Consider the following 17,215-nt stretch of genomic DNA (forward strand, 5'->3'; position numbering starts at 1 on the left):
GAACAGGCCGGTCGGAGCGAGCGGGCCGGGCAGCTGCGGGAGGAGATCAGGGTCCTTTCTCGACACGTGGATTCCGATGCCGCATAGTAGGTCCTCCACGTGTGGAGACCGAGTGCGGGCGGCGCGGGGTGGCCCTGATTCAGTCCCGGCGGTGTCAAGGAAGGGACCGATAAGACACCTGTTGAGTTTCTTTCTGCAGGACGCGCTGGTCGCGACGCCGATGCCAGGATGTTCCCGAATTTTCATGAGTCTGCGTTCACGTTTCGCGCCGCGCTCCATAGAATGCACGCGATCCACAACGGCGCTCGACGAACGACAGGGCGGCGCATGGCACATCCGGAGTGGCGATTCAGCGATCGCTACGAAGTTCTCGAAGGCATCGGGTCGGGTGCCTCGGGCGCGGTATGGCGCGCCCGTGACCTGAGGACCGGAGCCGACTGCGCGGTCAAGGCGCTGCGCCCAGAGCTGGTGATGGACGCCGTCGCGGTCAGCCGCTTCTACACGGTGCTCGCGGCCATCAGCACGCTCCACCACCCGAACATCCTCGCCGCCGACGAGGTGGTGGCGCGCGAAGGCCAGCTCGCCCTCGTCTCACGCCTGGTGCGCGGCGAGAGCCTGATGACGCTGCTCTACCGCAACGGCCCGATGCCGCCCGCGATCGCCGCTCAGATCATGGCGCAGCTTTGCGACGCGCTGGCCGCCGCCCACGCTGTCGGCATCGCGCACGGGAACCTCAAGCCAGCCAACGTGATCGTCGAATCGGTCGCGGACGGCTTCCCCACCGTGTACGTGTCGGACTTCGGCATCGCGCACCTGGTGCGGGACATGGCCATGCCGCCCGCCGAGTATCGGGCCCCCGAACTGCCGCCGGGCGCACCGGCGACCTTGGCGTCCGACATCTACGCGGTCGGCATCATCCTGTACGAGGTGCTTTCCGGCCGTCCGCCGTTCGTCGGGCTCGACCCGGCCGTCATCGCCGAGCTGCACCAGGTCGCTCAGCCGCCGTCGATTCCGGGCCTGCCCAATCCGCTCTGGCTTCCCATCGCGGCCTGCCTCGACAAGAACCCGCAACACCGGCCGAGCGCGTCCGAGCTCGCCGCGCTTCTGCGTGACGTCGGCCCGCTCAGCGACCCGGTGCCGCTGCCGCGGCGGGAGACCGGCGACGAGCCGACCCGGGCGTTCGGTGTTCCAGGGCCCGTTCCCGATCTCCCGACCGCGGTATTCCACATGCCACAGGCGGGCATCGACGCTCCCACGACGGTGCTCAACGTCGCCGCCCTGGATCCCTCAGCGCTGGACGTCTCGGCGCCGGGCATGTTGCCGCTCAACTTCCCGACGGCCGGCCTCGACGGCCCGGTGTCGGCAGCCGAGATGCCGGCCGCGGGTTCGGGGGCCCCCACGGCGATACTCGACAGCGCGCTCATCGACCGGGCCCTGGCCAGCGCCACCATGGCACTGACCAGCGGCGCGATGATGGAATCCGCGGGGCTCGGCGCGCGCCGGACGGCCGAACCGGTGGCGAGCGTCAGCGGCGGGCGAAGACGCCGCTCACGCCGGGCCGAGTTCGGGATCGGGGCGCTCATCGTCGTGGTCGGCATCGTGGCCGCGGCGCTGGTCGAGAACTCCGGCCGCGGAGTGGCTCCGGGCGGCCCTGCCAAGATCGTGGCCGCACCCGCTCCGACCGGCACGATAACCGCCGGGCTCGGGCTCATACCGGGGGTCAACGCCTCGGCGAGCCCGACCAGTTCGCCAAGCCCGTCGGTGACCGCCGACAACGCCCCACCCGTCGCCCCGTCGCCCACGTCCGTCGCGACCAGCCCTCAGGGGCAGATCACCATCACCTGGCACTGCCAGTCGAGCTCCAACAACATCGGCATCCGCAAGACCTCCTGCATCGGCCTGGGCACCGACCACATGCTCTACGGGCGCGGCGACTTCGATTCGACGCGAGGCGTCCAGATGCAGACCATCTCGGTGAGCCTGATCGACGCGAACACCGGCAACATCGTCGACAACACCGTGACGAACTGCAACGGATCTCCGTGCACTCTGGTCACCGGCCCGTTCGGTCCGCCGTCCAGCACCTACTTCGTGACAGCCGGCGTCAATGCCGACAACAACACGCACAACCAGGACAGCCCGAGCATCAGCTACCCCTGATCTCGCCGAGCCGGTCCGCGCGGCGTACTTGCGATCCACTGCCGACCGGAAAATAGGTTGGCCACGCCCGGCGCAGCCGCCTATCCTCACGTCAAAGCGCTGACGGAGACGAGTAACCGACGGATCAGGCAGGCAGAGAGAGCCGCCCGCAGCTGGAAAAGCGGCCCTGCCCCGGCGGCGAAGACCCTCCCGAGCGCGGGGAGGAACGACGCCCGCCGCGACGGTCCGGCGTCCAATGCCCCGCCGGCCTGCCCCCGTCACCGGGCTCCTCGAGGCCGCCGCTCACCGGCGGCGGCGAAAGTGCGGTGGCACCGCGAGTCCCCTTCTCGCCCGCGCTTCCAAGGGATCACCACTCACTCACCAGAGGCTTGTGATGATCTCCACCGAACCAGCCGCCCGCGCGCTGGCGGCCGAACTCCCCCGCCGCGTCGGCCACCCGGTCACCCTCGAAGGCTGGCTGCACCGTCGACGCGTCTTGAAGGCGGTGACCTTCCTCATCCTGCGCGACCGCTCCCGGCTGGCCCAGGCGGTGTTCACCGGTCCGCACGGGACGGCTGCTTTTGAGACGGCTTCTTTTGAGACGACTGCGCTCGAGGAGATCCCCGAAGAGACCGTCGTGCGCATCACCGGAACCGCGACCGCCAACGCGCAGGCACCCGGCGGTGTCGAGGTGACCGAACCCACCGTGACGGTCCTGTCCGGGCCGGCGGCCGCTCCGCCATTCGACCTTTATCGGCCGACGGTGGCCGCGACCCTGCCGACGATCCTCGACCACGCCCCCGTCGCGCTGCGTCACCCGCTGCTGCGCGCCCCCCACATCATCTCGGCCGCGTCCGTGGCGGGATTCCGGACAGCGCTCGACACTCTCGGCTTCACCGAGATCCACACCCCGAAGGTCGTGGCCTCGGCAACCGAGTCCGGCGCCAACGTCTTCGGGCTCGACTGGTTCGGCACCCGCGCGTACCTGGCTCAGTCCCCGCAGTTCTTCAAGCAGGCGATGGTCGGCGTGTTCGAGCGGGTCTACGAGACCGGCCCGGTCTTCCGGGCCGAGCCGCACGACACCGCGCGGCATCTGGCGCAGTACACCTCCCTGGACGCCGAGCTGGGCTTCATCACCGGCCACCGCGACGTGATGGCCGTCCTGCGCGAAGCGCTCGTGGGCATGGTGGAAGAGATCACGCGGCGGGCCGGTGCGGAGTGCGCGCTGCTGGACGTTCAGCTGCCCGAGGTGCCACAGCGGATCCCGGAGATCCACTTCGTCGAGGCACAGGAACTGCTCGCCGAGCACGTTGAACAAGACCCGCGCGGCGAACCGGACCTCGCCCCGGCGCACGAGCGCTGGCTCTCGGCATGGGCGCAGCGTGAGTACGGCAGCGAGTTTCTCTTCGTGACCGGCTACCCGATGGCCAAGCGGCCGTTCTACACCTACCCCGAGCCCGGCTGGCCGGAGTACTCGAACAGCTTCGACCTGCTCTTCCGTGGCTTGGAGCTGGTCACCGGGGGCCAGCGGCTGCACCGTTACGACGACTACCTCGCGGCGCTGGCGGCGCGCGGCGAGTCGCCCGAGCCGTACGCCGGCTACCTCGACGCGTTCCGGCACGGCATGCCCCCGCACGGCGGCTTCGCCCTCGGTCTGGAGCGGTGGACCGCCCGGCTGGTCGGCGCGGACAACGTCCGGCGGGTCACGCTCTTCCCGCGCGACCTGAACCGGCTGAGCCCGTGACGCGAAAGGTGGCCCGAACGGTGACGCGAAAAGCCGCCGGCCTCCGCACGGGCCGACGGCATCGCGTCCAAGCGCTCCCAGGCCGGCTAAGGCCGAACGCGCATCAGGCTTCTTCCCCCCAGCAATTCCGGGAGTGCCGCCAGGCAGGCGCCTACACTGAAGCTGCTACGCGACCGGCGGTAGGCGCCCGCCTGACCTAAATGCCGCCCCACGCGGCATCCCCCCTGGCGCGCCCAGCCTCCGCGTCCCGACCAAAGATCGACCAAAGATCTCGGCTCAGGGAGGGCCTTGGGTGGAATTCCGTGTGCTGGGGCCGCTGGAAGTCCTGGTCGACGGGGTACCAGCGCGCCTGGGTGGACCGCGACCTCGCGCCGTGCTGGGCACGCTGCTGACCCATGCGGGCCGGGCTGTCTCCGTGCAGCGGTTGATCGACCAGGTGTGGGACGAGGACCCACCGCCGACCGCGGTCGCCGCGCTGCAGATGCACATCTCGGCGCTGCGCAGAGTGCTGCGCGACCGGCTGGTCACCACGACTTCGGGCTACCGCGTCGACGTCGCCGAGGAGGAGATCGACGCGCACCGGTTCGAGTCCGCTCTGCGAGACGTCGGCCCGCTCCTCACGCAGCGTCCGGCACAGGCCGCCGCTGACCTGTCTTCCGCGCTCGCTCTCTGGCACGGCGAGCCCTACGGAGGTGTGGCAGCCGGGTCGGACGTGGCCGCGGCCCGGGTAACGCTCTCCGAGCTGCGCCTCTCTGCACTCGAGGACAAGCTTGAGGTGGAACTCGGACTCGGGAGGCACGCGCAGGCCGCACCCGAGCTGTCCGGGCTGGTCGCGGAGTATCCAGGGCGGCCACGGCTGGCCGGGCTGTATCTGCTCGCGCTCTATCGCTGCGGACGGATCAACGACGCACAGGCCGCGTACGACATGCTGCTGCAGCGCCTCGCGGACGAGTTCGGTACCGAGCCGGCCGCAGCCGTCACGGCGCTGGCCCGGGCGATCTCCCGGCGCGACCCGACGCTCGATCCGCCGACCGCGATCCCCACCCCGCCGAGCCGGTTCATCGGCCGCCGCGGGGAGCTGGAGCGCCTTGCCGACCGGCTCGGCCGGTCCCGGCTGCTCACCCTCACCGGGCCCGGTGGGTGCGGCAAGACCCGGCTGGCGCTGGAGCTGGCCAGGGACACCGTGATCGACCATCCGGACGGCGTGTTCGTGATAGAACTCGCGCCGCTGCCGCCGGGCGGCGCGGTGGCCGAACGGCTCGCCGCGGAGCTCTCCGTGCGCCCTCGCCCCGGACTGTCCCCGGCGCAGGCGGTCGCGGACCAGCTGCGCGGAATGCGGGCACTGATCGTGCTGGACAACTGCGAGCACGTGATCGACGGCAGCGCGGCGCTGGCGGCGCGGCTCCTAGGCCGGTGCGCCGGGCTGCGGATCCTGGCCACCAGCCGCGAGCCGCTCGGCATCGACGGCGAACAGGTCTGGCCGCTGACCGGTTTGCGCGTCCCGGCCGAGGAGGACGAGGCGGCGGTTGCCGTGCACAGCGAGGCGATCCGGCTTCTCTCGGACCGCGGCGCCGCCGCTCTGGGAGGGTTCGCCGTCACCGCGCGGAACGCCGCCGCGGCCGGACGGCTGTGCCGACTCCTGGACGGCCTGCCACTCGCCATCGAACTGGCGGCGGCCCAGCTGCGCACGATGTCGCTGCCCGAGCTGGCCACCCACATCGGTCAGCGGCTGGAGCACAGGCTCACATTGGCTGATCGCCGCTCGCGCACGGCACCGGACCGACATCACACCATGCACGCGGCGATCGACTGGAGCTACCAGTTGCTCGCCCCGGAGGAGCAGGCGCTCTTCCGGCGGCTGTCGGTCTTCGCGGGCGGCTTTCGCCAGGAGGCCGCCGAAACCGTCGCCGGCGAGACGACGTCAGACATGCACGCGACACTGGACGTCCTCGCCCGCTTGGTCGACCAGTCCGTTCTCACCGCGGACCGGGGCCGGGACGGCGTGCGCTTCGTGATGCTGGAGCTCGTGCGCCAGTACGCCGCCGAACGCCTCGCCGAGGCCGGGGAGACGGAGGACATCCGGGACCGGCACGCCGCCTGGTGCGTCACGCTGGCGGAGGGCGCTGCGCAGTTCGGCGGCGACGACCATGCGGAGCTCGTGCGGCGCCTCGACCTCGAAGAGGGCAATCTGCGCGCCGCGCTGGAGTGGTGCCTGGGCGAGGGCGCCGACCCGATGCGCGCGCTGGAGATCTCCAGTCCACTGTGGTGGTACTGGTGGACGCGCGGGCTGATGAGCGAAGGGCGCGGCTGGCTCCGCCGAGCCCTCGCCGCGACCGACCCGACGCCCACCAGGCTGCGCGGCTCCGCTCTGCGCGCCGCCGCCGCGCTGACCCGCAACAGCGGCGACTACGCCGAAGCCCGCGACCTCGGCGAGCAGTGCCTGGCGGTCTACCAGGCGCTGTCCGAGCGGACCGGCCTCATCTCGGCGCTCGGCGGACTGTGCGTGACCGCGATCGCGCTCCAGGACTTCGACGCGGCGCTGCGCTACGGCAGAGAGAGCTGCCGCCTGGCCGAGGAGGCCGGAGACCGGCTGCGCTACGGGTCAGCCCTCAACAACATCGGTCTGGCGCTGCGCTGCCTCGGCAGGATCGAGGAGGCAGGCGAGACCTTCGGCGCCGCGATGGAGAACTGCCAAGCCATCGGCGACCGCCGCGGCGAGGCGGCGACGCTGAGCAACCTCGGCCGCATCGCCCGCCTCTCCGGGAACCAAAAACAGGCACGATGCCAATACACGCAGAGCCTCGCCCTCTACCGCGACCTCGATCTGGCCGAGGGAATGCTCGACATGCTCGAGGCTCTAGCCAGTCTGGAAGCGGAGCAAGGCCACGCAACCGAAGCCCTGCGCCTCCTGACCGTCTGCGAACGTGAACGCGTCCGCCTCGGCGCCCCCCTCTTCGTGCAGGACGAGATCGCCGACCGCGACCAGACCCTCGCGAAAGCCCACGCAGCACTCGGTCAACGCGCCACCGCAGTCACAGCGGAAGCGCGCGACGTCCCCCTCGAGACCGTCGTGGACGAGACCCTGGCGGCCGACCGATCCCGATCCGAAAACCGCTCCGAGGGATGAATCGGGCGGAGACGACAATCAGAACTCTGCCGCCGAAGACCGGTGGCCGGGAAAGGCCAAAATTCAAGCGGAGGTGGTCACCGCCGCCTCCGCTGAGAGATTCGAATCTGCTGGTGCGCGAGGGGGGAGTTGAACCCCCACGCCCTTGCGGGCACTGGAACCTGAATCCAGCGCGTCTGCCATTCCGCCACTCGCGCGCAACGGGAATGACCATAGCATGTCGACCGGCCGTGGCCCCAATCCGTTTGCGGGGGTCGGGGGAGGGTTGGAACCTGGGCGCGGAGCTGGGCGTTTCTCCGGGTGAGAGCGCGTTGACGGAGCCGGGAAGGGGCAGGAGGAGGACAGTCTGATGGGCCCCGGCGCCGCGCCGCCGATACGATCAGTGGCGGGTCGTCAGCTCGTCATGCCCTTTTTGACACGGTGAGCTCACCCGATCGGGCGCGACGGTGCCGCGGACGCTCCCAGAATGAGAGAGTACGAGTTGCAAAACGCAGCAGCCGCCCGGTCGTCCCCGCGGCCGCGACATCCGTCGCGACGCCGGAGCGCCGACCGCCTATACGCCTGAAGGGGGTGTCCGTGGGAGTTCTACAGCGCTTCGAGCGTCGCCTTGAGGGGTTGGTCAACGGCGCCTTCGCGAAAGCCTTCAAGTCAGAGGTCCAGCCCGTCGAGATCGCCAGCGCCCTGCAACGCGAGTGCGACGACCGCGCGGCGGTGGTCAGCCGCGGCCGCACCATGGTCCCGAACGACTTCACCGTCGAGCTGGGCGACCACGACTACGACCGGCTCACGACGTACGCGGCGGCGCTGTCGGCGGAACTCGCCGACCTGGTCCAGGAGCACGGACGCGACCAGCGCTACATGTTCGTCGGGCCGGTCGAGGTGAAGTTCGAGCGCGCCCCCGACCTGGCCACCGGCATGTTCCGGATCCGGTCGCAGGCCCTGGCCGGAGTGGTGCAGATGCCCGGTCCGGGAGGGGGTTATCCGGAGCCTGCGGGGTATCCGCCGCCCTATGGTGCGCAACCCCCGATGGGCGGGATGGGTGGCTACCCCCCGCCGCCACAGGCCCCGATGCAGATGCCGCCCGCACCTCAGTACCCTGCTCCCGGCGGATACCCCCCGCCGCCCGCCCCTGTCGCGCCCGCGGCCCCCGCCTTCTGGGTGGAAATCAACGGCGTCCGGCATCCGCTCACCCGCCCGGTGACGTCTATGGGCCGAGGAACCGACGTGGACCTGCGTGTGGACGACCCCTCCGTGTCGCGCCGTCACGCCGAGATCCGCACCGGCTCGCCGTCGGTCATCTCGGATCTGGGCTCGACGAACGGGATCGTGGTGGACGACCAGCACGTGCGCCAGGCTCAGCTGCGGGACGGGTCGGTGATCCATCTCGGCAACACGACTATCGTCTTCCGGCAGGCGTAAGGCGATAGGGTCGGCGGACCCGGCAGCGGCAGGCAGGGCAGTAACGCGGCACCCGAGGAGTTAGGACGATGACCGGTCTCACGCTCACCGTGATGAAGCTGGGGCTGTTGGTGGTGCTCTGGCTCTTCGTCCTGTTCTCGCTCGCGGTGATCCGCACCGACCTGTTCGGCGCGGCCGGCGCCCGGCTCAACCGGGTCCGCGGCGGCCGCACCGCGCCCCGCCCGCTGCCGCCGTCCGCGCTGGCCGGCCAGCAGACGCCCGGCCGCTCCCGGCGCGGCGTGCCCACGCAGCTCGCGGTGACCGCCGGCTCCCTGGCGGGCACCAGCGTCCCGCTCGGCGCCCAGCAGATCACCCTGGGCCGCGCCCACGACTCCACGATCGTGCTCGACGACGACTTCGCCTCCAGCCGGCACGCCCGGATCTTCCCGGACTCCTCGGGACAGTGGGTGGTCGAAGACCTCGGCTCCACCAACGGCACGTACCTGGACCGGACCAAGATCATAGCTCCCACCCCGGTCCCGGTGGGTGTGCCGATCCGTATCGGCAAAACCGTCCTCGAGCTGCGGAAGTAGCGGAAGAAAACGTTGATGAGCCTGTCCCTGCGCTATGCGGCCCGCTCCCATGTCGGCCTGATCCGCGACGGCAACGAGGACTCGGGTTACGCCGGGCCCCGGCTGCTGGTCGTCGCGGACGGCATGGGCGGCCAGGCGGCCGGCGAACTGGCCTCCTCGGTCGTGGTGCGGACGATGGCGCAGCTCGACGCGCCGGGCGGGCCGCTGCCCGGCGACCCGATCCAGGCGCTGGCCGACCGGATCCACGAGGCGCACGAGCGGCTGCACACGATCATCACCGACAACCCGCAGCTGGAGGGCATGGGCACGACGCTCACCGCCTTCCTGTTCGGCGAGGACCGCATCGCGTTCGCGCACATCGGCGACTCGCGGGCGTACCGGCTGCGCGGCGGGCGGCTCGAACAGCTGACGTCCGACCACACCTGGGTGCAGCGGCTGGTCGACGAGGGCCGGATCAGCGAGGAGGAGGCGGGCCACCACCCGCAGCGCTCGCTGCTCATGCGGGCGCTGGACGGCCGCGGCCAGGTCGCCGACGCCGATCTGTCGCTCACCGACGCCCAGCCCGGCGACCGGATGATGCTCTGCAGCGACGGCCTGTCCAGCTTCGTGTCCTTCGACACCCTCGAGCAGACCCTCGCCGGATACGCCGACCCGCACCAAGCCGCCGAAGCACTCATACAGCTGGCCCTGCGCGCCGGCGGCCCGGACAACGTGACCTGCATCATCGCGGACCTGTTCGACTCCTCGTTCCACGGCCAGGGCGCGTCGCCCAACGCGGACACCCAGTACATCGAGATGCCGGTCGTCGTGGGCGCGGCGGCCGAGCACCGCGGCGGGCTGCCGACCTTCGGCTCTCCCCAGTCGCAGACCGCTGTTATGCCGGCCGTTCCCCCCGGTCAGGATGCGGCGCCGGCCGGGGACGAGATCCCCGGCGACACTCCGGCCGGTCGCGCGGCCCGGCTGCGGCGCACGAATCGGCGCGAGAACGACGCCGCGCGGAATCCAGGGGAGCCGGTCGCCGGCGAGGAGGCCGAGGAGCGCAGGCGCAACCGCTGGATCAAGCCGACGATCGTCACCGTGGTGTGCGTGGCCGTGCTCGGCGCGCTGGGCGGCGGCGCGTACTACTGGACCCAGCAGCAGTACTACGTCGCGGACGACAACGGGCAGGTCGCCATCTACCAGGGCGTCACGGGCTCGGTCGTCGGGTTCAAGCTCTCCCACGTGTACTCGACGGACCCGAAGGTCGAAGTCAGCACCCTGCCGACCGCCAACCAGACCCGGGTGCGCGGCTCCATCACCGCGACCAGCCTCTCCGACGCGCAGTCGATAGTGCACACCCTTTCCGTGCTCGGCGCCACCTGCGCAGCGCTGTCAGCCACGCCCTCGTCGTCGCCGCCGGTCCCGCCGAGCACTGGTCCGACCGGCGCCCCGCGGACGACTCCCGGGTCTCCGGCGCTCGGCAAGAGCTCGACGCCGCCGGTCTCGCCGGGCGGCAAGGGGGCGGCCAACAGCCCGACGGCGAACCCAACCCCCTCCCCATCCGTGAGCCCCAGTGCGGTGACCGCCAACCAGCTCGCCGCCGGCTGCCCGGGTGTGGGCCCGAGCTGAGCCGGGGGCCGGAACCGCCCGAGGGTCCGGTGACGTCCGCACTTGAGGGATGACAGGAACGCGATGTCGATGACCACCACACCGCCGGGGCCGGCCGTGCCGCCGCCGCTCGCGGTGTCGGCCAACGAGCCGGAGATCCCCAAGCGCCGGAACGTCGAGGCCCTGCTGCTTCTGCTGGCGCTCGCCATCGGCCTGTTCGCGTACGCGAACGTCGATCAGGCGATGACCGGGAAGTACCCGTCGAACCTGACGGCCCTCGGCGTCGAATTCGGCGTCGTGCTGCTCGCCGCGCATCTGGTGGTGCGCCGCTTCGCGCCCTATGCCGACCCGGTGATCCTTCCGGTCGCCGCGATGATCAACGGGCTCGGACTGGTCCTGATCCACCGGCTCGACCCCTACAACATCGCCAACAAGCTCGCGCCCAAGGGCGGGGCGGCGCCGACCCAGGCGATCTACACCGTCGTCGGTCTCGTCGTGTTCATCGCGGTCCTGATCATCATCCGCGACCACCGGGTCCTGCAGCGGTACACCTATATCTCCGCGCTCGTGGGCCTGTTCCTGGTCGGCCTGCCGGCGGTGCTGCCCGCACGCATCTCCGAGGTGAACGGCGCCCGCAGCTGGATCCGGCTCGGCGGCTTCTCGGTGCAGCCGGCCGAGTTCGGCAAGCTGCTGCTGGTCAGCTTCTTCGCCGCGTTCCTGCACGCGAAGCGGGACGCGCTGGCGTTGGCGAGCCGCCGGGTGCTGGGCGTCTACCTGCCGCGCGGCCGCGACCTCGGGCCGATCCTGGTCTGCTGGGGGTTCGCGATGCTGGTGCTGATCCGGGAGACCGACCTCGGCGTCTCGCTGATGTTCTTCGGCGCCTTCGTGATCATGCTGTACATGGCCACCGAGCGCACCAGCTGGCTGCTGTTCGGCGTCCTGCTGTTCGTCGGCGGCGCCACGATCGTGGCGAAGATCTCCCCGCACGTCATGGTCCGGGTGACCTCCTGGCTGCACCCGTTCTCCGACGTGCACAACACCACCCGGCAGATCGCCCAGTCCATGTACGCCTTCGCCAACGGCGGGCTGTTCGGGACCGGGCTCGGCCAGGGCTACCCGACCCAGGTGGGCTTCGCCAACAACGCCGACTTCATCCTGGACACGGTCGGCGAGGAGCTGGGGCTGGTCGGGCTCACCGCCCTGCTCATCGCCTACGCGATGATCGTGGTGCGCGGCGTGAAGGCCGCCATGCTGGTGCGCGACCCCTACGGCAAGCTGCTCGGCGCGGGCCTCGCGGTGACTTTCTGCCTCCAGGTCTTCATCACGGCGGGCGGCGTGATGCGGCTGATCCCGATGACCGGCCTGCCGATGCCGTTCCTCGCATACGGCGGTTCGGCGCTCATCGCGAACTGGATCCTGGTGGCCCTGCTGCTGCGGATCTCCGACGCGGCGCGGCGGCCGCTCCCGCCGGCCATCCCGCTCAGCGACGAGATGACCCAGGTGGTGAAGGCGTGAACCGGCCGATCAAGAAGGTGGCGATCTTCTGCCTCGCCCTGTTCGCCGCGCTGTTCGTGAACGCGAACTACATCCAGGTGGTCAGCGCCTCCTCGTACTCGCAGCACTCGGACAACGCGCGCAACCTGATCTACGCGTACAAGTACCCGCGCGGCTCGATCATCGTCGACGGCAAGCCGATCGCCACATCAGTCGCGACGAGTGACACGCTCAAGTACCTAAGGCAGTACTCGGATGGTCAGCTCTACGCGCAGGCGACCGGATACTTCTCCATCAACTACGGCTCGACCTCGATCGAGAAGTACGAGAACGCGCTGCTTCAGGGCACCGACCCCCGGCTTTCCACGCAGCAGTTCCTGAACCAGATCCAGGACAAGAGCCGCAGCGGCGGATCGGTCGTGCTGACCCTCAACGGCGCCGCGCAGCAGGCCGCGGCCAACGGTCTGGCGAACGTCGGCGGCGGCAAGGAGGTCGAGGGCGCGGTGGTGGCGCTGGACCCGAAGACCGGAGCGATCCTGGCCCTGGTCTCGGAACCGACCTACGACCCCAACGCGCTGGCCTCGCACAACACCTCGGCCGCGGCCCAGGCGGCCAACGCGCTCAACGCCGACCCGCTCCAGCCGAACCTGGACCGGGCGCTCGCGCAGACCTACCCGCCCGGCTCCACCTTCAAGATCATCACCTCGGCGGCGGCGATGCAGAACGGCGTCGGCGGCAACCCGGTGAACGAGAACACGAACATCAACGCCCCGGTCGACCTGCTGAACCTGCCGGGCAGCACCGCGACGATCCAGAACGACCAAGGCGAGACCTGCGCCAGCACCGTCCTGATCGACGCCTTCACCCAGTCCTGCAACACCATCTACGGGCAGCTCGGCCTCGACCTCGGCGGCGCCAAGCTCCAGGCCGAGGCGCAGAAGTGGGGCTTCGACCAGGCCGGCCCGAGCGTCCCGATGCCGGCCGCCCAGTCCGTGGTGCCCACCGGGCTGTCCCAGGCCCAGGCCGCGCAGTCCGCGATCGGCCAGTTCAACGACCGGATGACCCCGCTGCAAGGGGCGATGATCGCCGCGGGCGTGGCCAACGGCGGCGTGATCATGCAGCCCTACCTGGTCAAGCAGGAACTGGACACGAAGGGCAACGTGCTGTCCACCACGAATCCGAATCAGCTGTACAACCCGATCACGTCGGACCAGGCGAACCAGCTGAGGGACATGATGGTCTCGGTCGTGCAGAACGGGACCGGAACCGCGGCCCAGATCAACGGCGTCCAAGTCGCCGGGAAGACTGGCACCGCCCAGCGCGGCGCCGGGCAGAACGCCCTGGCCTGGTTCCTGGCGTTCGCCCCCGCAAACGATCCCAAGGTGGCGGTGGCGGTGCTGGTCCAGGACAACAACCCGAACGCCGGCGACGTCTACGGCGGCACCCTCGCCGCTCCGATCGCGAAGAGCGTGATCCAGGCGGTGCTCGGCGCGCAGTGAGGCGCGGCGGTCGGCCTGATGCGCCGCGCGTGGCGCGGTGCGCGCGGCGGCTGCGGCGTTCCCTACTGCGCCGCGCGCCGGGCGTGAAACAATCGCGCCGACCGGGTTGAGTACGGTCGCACGGTCCGGCGGCACGCCGACCGCACGACGGAGCACAACCGCACAAGCAGCACCATGACGAACAGTGTCACCCGAAAACTGCAGCTACACGAGGACTAAAGACCCAGAAGATCGCCGATCAGGCCGGGCGAGGTGCCCGGGCGGCCGGCGGCAGGGGAAGGGCTGAACTGATGGAAGAGCCGCGTCGCCTGGGCAACAGGTACGAGCTCGGCGCGGTACTGGGTCGCGGCGGGATGGCCGAGGTGTTCATGGCCCGCGACATCCGGCTGGGCCGGGCCGTCGCGGTCAAGACGCTGCGCGCGGACATGGCGCGCGACGCGACGTTCCAGGCTCGGTTCCGGCGGGAGGCCCAGTCGGCGGCGTCGCTCAACCACCCGGCGATCGTCGCGGTGTACGACACCGGCGAGGACTACATCGGCGGGCTGTCCCTGCCGTACATCGTCATGGAGTACGTCGACGGCTCCACCCTGCGCGATCTGCTGCACTCGGGCCGGCGGCTGCTGCCGGAGCGGGCCCTCGAGATCACCGCGGGCGTACTCCAGGCGCTGGACTACAGCCACCGCAACGGGATCATCCACCGCGACATCAAGCCGGCGAACGTCATGCTCACCCGGCAGGGCGCGGTCAAGGTGATGGACTTCGGCATCGCACGCGCCATGGGCGACCAGGGCATGACGATGACCCAGACCTCCGCGGTCATCGGCACCGCCCAGTACCTGTCGCCCGAGCAGGCCAAGGGCGAGACGGTGGACGCCCGCTCTGACCTGTACTCGACCGGCTGCCTGCTCTACGAGCTGCTCACCGGCCGGCCACCCTTCGTCGGCGACTCCCCGGTGGCGGTGGCGTACCAGCACGTGCGTGAGGCTCCGCTGCCGCCGTCGCACCACGACCCGGAGGTTCCGGCGGTCGCGGACGCGATCACGCTCAAGGCACTGGGCAAGCACCCGGACGAGCGCTACCAGTCGGCCGAGGAGATGCGCGCGGACATCGAGCGGGCGCTGGACGGACGGCCGATCGCCGCCGCGCCCACTCTCGTCGCCGGATACGGCGCCGCGAACGCGCCGACCCAGGTGGTCTCCAACGCTGCCGGGTACGGCGGCGGCCAGGCCACGGCGGGCTACGGTCCGCCGACCCGCTACCAGCCGACCCAATACCAGCCCGCGGCCGCGGCGTACGCCGACGAAGAGGCCGAGCCGGGCCCGCGCCGCCGATCCGACGGCCCCGGCGGCGGCCGCCAGAAGAAGAGCGACAAGACCGGGTACATCATCCTCGGCGTCGTGCTGGTGATCGCCATCGTCGCGGCCGTGGTCCTGGCCAACATCCTCGGCAGCGGCGGGGGCGGGGCGAAGGCCTCGACGGTCCCGAACATCGTGGGCCTCTCGGTCAACGACGCCAACGCGAAGCTGACCTCGGCCGGCCTCAAGCTCGGCACCTCCACCTGCGGCACCGGCCAGTCCAGCACGCAGTACCCGAACGGCCAGATCCTGTCGCAGAACCCGAACAACGGCGCCGCGGCGACGTCCGGCGAGGCGGTCAACTACTGCGTGTCCTCCGGAGCGCAGCAGTACAAGATGCCGGCCACCACGGACCTGAACAGCCGCACCGCCGACGCCGTGAAGCAGACGCTGACCCAGTACGGCTTCACCACCATCACCGAGCAGTCGACCACCAGCCAGACCGTCCCGTCGGGCAACGTCATCGACGTCCAGGACACCAACGGCAACTCGCTGGCCGGCAAGGACGTCGCGGTGAACACCCCGATCGTGCTGGTCGTGTCGAACGGCAAGCAGTCCGGGAACGTGCCGAACGTGGTCGGGCACCAGCTGACCGACGCGCAGAACGCGATCACCACCGCCGGGTTCACGGTCGGCGGGATCACATACCAGAACAGCGACACCTACCCGTCCGGAACGGTGATCAGCGAGAGCCCGACCGGCCAGCAGCAGCAGGGCACCGCGATCAACCTGGTGGTCTCACAGGGCCCGGCGAACCAGAACCCGCCGACCGACACCCCGAGCGCGACCTCGACCTGCACGTTCTTCGGCCTGAACTGCCCCTCGCCGACCGCGAGCGCGTCCAAGGGCGGCGGCAACTAACCGCGCGGGACGACGAGTACGCGACGACAACGACACCGGCGCCGCCCGAAATCTCGGGCGGCGCCGACTGCGTCGCATGGGCTCGTCGAAGCTGTTACGCGGGCACGACGGGCGCCAGACCCACCGAGCGGGCCACGGCCTTGTCGTCGCCACAGACCATGAGCCAGTTGGCCAGCATTCGGTGGCCGCCTTCGGTGAGCACGGACTCCGGGTGGAACTGCACCGCCTCGATAGGCAGCGCGGTGTGCCTAATCCCCATAATCACGCCGCTGTCCGTGCGAGCCGTGACGACGAGCTCGTCCGGGACCGTGTCCGGCTCGATGGCCAGCGAGTGGTAGCGCGTCGCGGTGAAGGGATCGGGCAACCCGGCGAAGACGCCCGAGCCGTCGTGCGTGACCGGGCTGGTCTTGCCGTGCAGCAGCTCCGGAGCGCGGTCCACGACGGCGCCGAAGGCGACTGCGATGGACTGGAGCCCGAGGCAGACGCCGAACAGCGGCTTGCCGACCTGCGCGCAGTGGCGCACCATCGGCACGCAGATCCCGGCCTCTTCGGGCGTGCCCGGCCCCGGGGAGAGCAGCACGCCGTCGAAATCGTCCGCGGCCTCCACGGCGACCGCGTCGTTGCGGTGTACCTCGCATTCGGCGCCGAGCTGGTAGAGGTACTGGACAAGGTTGAACACGAACGAGTCGTAGTTGTCGACCACCAGGATGCGCGCCATGCGCACAGGATAACGGCGCGGGAGGCGCCGGCCTCGGTCCGCGTTACTGGTTCAGCGAACCGTTGTTGTCGAAGGGCAGACGCGGCTCGGCCCAGGGGAAGACGAACTGGAAGAGCACGAAAACGATGAGTGCGAACAGGAGCAGCATCCCCAGCGCTTTCACCCACGCCGCCCCGGGCAGGTGCCGCCAGACCCAGCCGTACAAGGGACCGCCGCCTTCCGTGCTCGCGAATCGCTTACCTTCACAACGATTCGCGTAGTCGTTCGGTCACCTAGAGGAATCGGCCTTCGCGTGCTCGAGCCGAAGCCGTGTCGGGGTCGGGGAATAGTGCCCCGGCGCTGTGCCAATGGCCGCCGCCCCGATACGCTATGTCTGCCGCACAGCTTGTCGATGAGTCAGTGACCAGGAGAGTTCCGTGCCCAAGTCGAAGACCCGGGAGAAGGCGGTCTTCACCCCGCCCGAGCAGAAGGTCCAGAAGATCAAGGTCGAGTCCTCGACCTGGATCCCCCGCTTCATGGTCGCGTTCTTCGTCATCGGCCTGGCCTGGATGGTGGCGTACTACCTCGGCCTGAACTGGACGGCCTCGCTGGGCGCCTGGAACGTGGTCATCGGCTTCGCGTTCATCGCGGGCGGCTTCGTCATCTCGACCCGCTGGCGCTGACGACCGGCTCCTGTGCCCCGCCTTGCACTCCTGTGTCG

General features: G+C 70.3%; 12 protein-coding genes and 1 tRNA gene. 10 read left to right on the plus strand and 3 right to left on the minus strand.

Features of this window, described 5'->3' with window-relative positions; all coding sequences use genetic code 11:
* Positions 1–327: 327 nt before the first annotated feature.
* From VGZ32_RS02710 to VGZ32_RS02720, 3 genes are all read left to right on the plus strand, one after another.
* Positions 328–2,160, plus strand: coding sequence for a serine/threonine-protein kinase (locus VGZ32_RS02710; protein WP_326884174.1), 1,833 nt, complete (start codon positions 328–330; stop codon positions 2,158–2,160).
* A 373-nt stretch (positions 2,161–2,533) separates the two neighbouring features.
* The gene (gene aspS, locus VGZ32_RS02715) at positions 2,534–3,883 is read left to right on the plus strand and encodes an aspartate--tRNA(Asn) ligase (RefSeq protein WP_326884175.1); all 1,350 of its coding nucleotides are present in this window, start codon (positions 2,534–2,536) and stop codon (positions 3,881–3,883) included.
* 292 nt (positions 3,884–4,175) lie between these two features.
* Complete coding sequence (locus VGZ32_RS02720; protein WP_326884176.1) at positions 4,176–7,010, plus strand: BTAD domain-containing putative transcriptional regulator; 2,835 nt, start codon at positions 4,176–4,178, stop codon at positions 7,008–7,010.
* A 111-nt stretch (positions 7,011–7,121) separates the two neighbouring features.
* Here VGZ32_RS02720 and VGZ32_RS02725 read toward each other — a convergent pair.
* Positions 7,122–7,207: transfer RNA gene (locus VGZ32_RS02725), tRNA-Leu, on the minus strand.
* 379 nt (positions 7,208–7,586) lie between these two features.
* Here VGZ32_RS02725 and VGZ32_RS02730 point away from each other — a divergent pair.
* The 6 genes from VGZ32_RS02730 (at position 7,587) to pknB (ending at position 15,797) form a co-directional block, all read left to right on the plus strand.
* Entirely contained in the window at positions 7,587–8,429 is an 843-nt protein-coding gene (locus tag VGZ32_RS02730; RefSeq protein WP_326884177.1) for a DUF3662 and FHA domain-containing protein, read from the plus strand.
* Between the two features lie 68 nt (positions 8,430–8,497).
* Positions 8,498–9,001 carry an FHA domain-containing protein FhaB/FipA gene (locus VGZ32_RS02735; RefSeq protein WP_326884178.1) on the plus strand — a complete coding sequence of 168 codons (504 nt, stop codon included), beginning with the start codon at positions 8,498–8,500 and terminating at the stop codon, positions 8,999–9,001.
* A gap of 15 nt (positions 9,002–9,016) precedes the next feature.
* Positions 9,017–10,609 carry a PP2C family serine/threonine-protein phosphatase gene (locus tag VGZ32_RS02740; protein WP_326884179.1) on the plus strand — a complete coding sequence of 531 codons (1,593 nt, stop codon included), beginning with the start codon at positions 9,017–9,019 and terminating at the stop codon, positions 10,607–10,609.
* Positions 10,610–10,672: 63 nt separating this feature from the next.
* Positions 10,673–12,103 carry an FtsW/RodA/SpoVE family cell cycle protein gene (locus tag VGZ32_RS02745; RefSeq protein ID WP_414642460.1) on the plus strand — a complete coding sequence of 477 codons (1,431 nt, stop codon included), beginning with the start codon at positions 10,673–10,675 and terminating at the stop codon, positions 12,101–12,103.
* A complete protein-coding gene (locus VGZ32_RS02750) occupies positions 12,100–13,581 on the plus strand; it encodes a peptidoglycan D,D-transpeptidase FtsI family protein (protein WP_326884181.1) in 1,482 nt (493 codons plus the stop codon). The genes VGZ32_RS02745 and VGZ32_RS02750 overlap by 4 nt, the downstream gene beginning before the upstream one ends.
* Positions 13,582–13,871: 290 nt before the next feature.
* Positions 13,872–15,797 carry a Stk1 family PASTA domain-containing Ser/Thr kinase gene (gene pknB, locus VGZ32_RS02755; RefSeq protein WP_326884182.1) on the plus strand — a complete coding sequence of 642 codons (1,926 nt, stop codon included), beginning with the start codon at positions 13,872–13,874 and terminating at the stop codon, positions 15,795–15,797.
* A gap of 94 nt (positions 15,798–15,891) precedes the next feature.
* Here pknB and VGZ32_RS02760 read toward each other — a convergent pair whose 3' ends face one another.
* Positions 15,892–16,515, minus strand: a complete 624-nt coding sequence (locus tag VGZ32_RS02760; protein WP_326884183.1) for an aminodeoxychorismate/anthranilate synthase component II — start codon at positions 16,513–16,515, stop codon at positions 15,892–15,894.
* A 43-nt stretch (positions 16,516–16,558) separates the two neighbouring features.
* Complete coding sequence (locus tag VGZ32_RS02765) at positions 16,559–16,720, minus strand: hypothetical protein (RefSeq protein WP_326884184.1); 162 nt, start codon at positions 16,718–16,720, stop codon at positions 16,559–16,561.
* Positions 16,721–16,931: 211 nt separating this feature from the next.
* Here VGZ32_RS02765 and VGZ32_RS02770 point away from each other — a divergent pair, with 211 nt between their 5' ends.
* Positions 16,932–17,177: a cell division protein CrgA gene (locus VGZ32_RS02770; protein ID WP_326884185.1), complete on the plus strand. Its 246-nt coding sequence runs from the start codon at positions 16,932–16,934 to the stop codon at positions 17,175–17,177.
* Positions 17,178–17,215 lie beyond the last annotated feature (38 nt).

Source organism: Actinocrinis sp. (assembly GCF_035938995.1).
Lineage (GTDB): Bacteria > Actinomycetota > Actinomycetes > Streptomycetales > Catenulisporaceae > DASZGI01.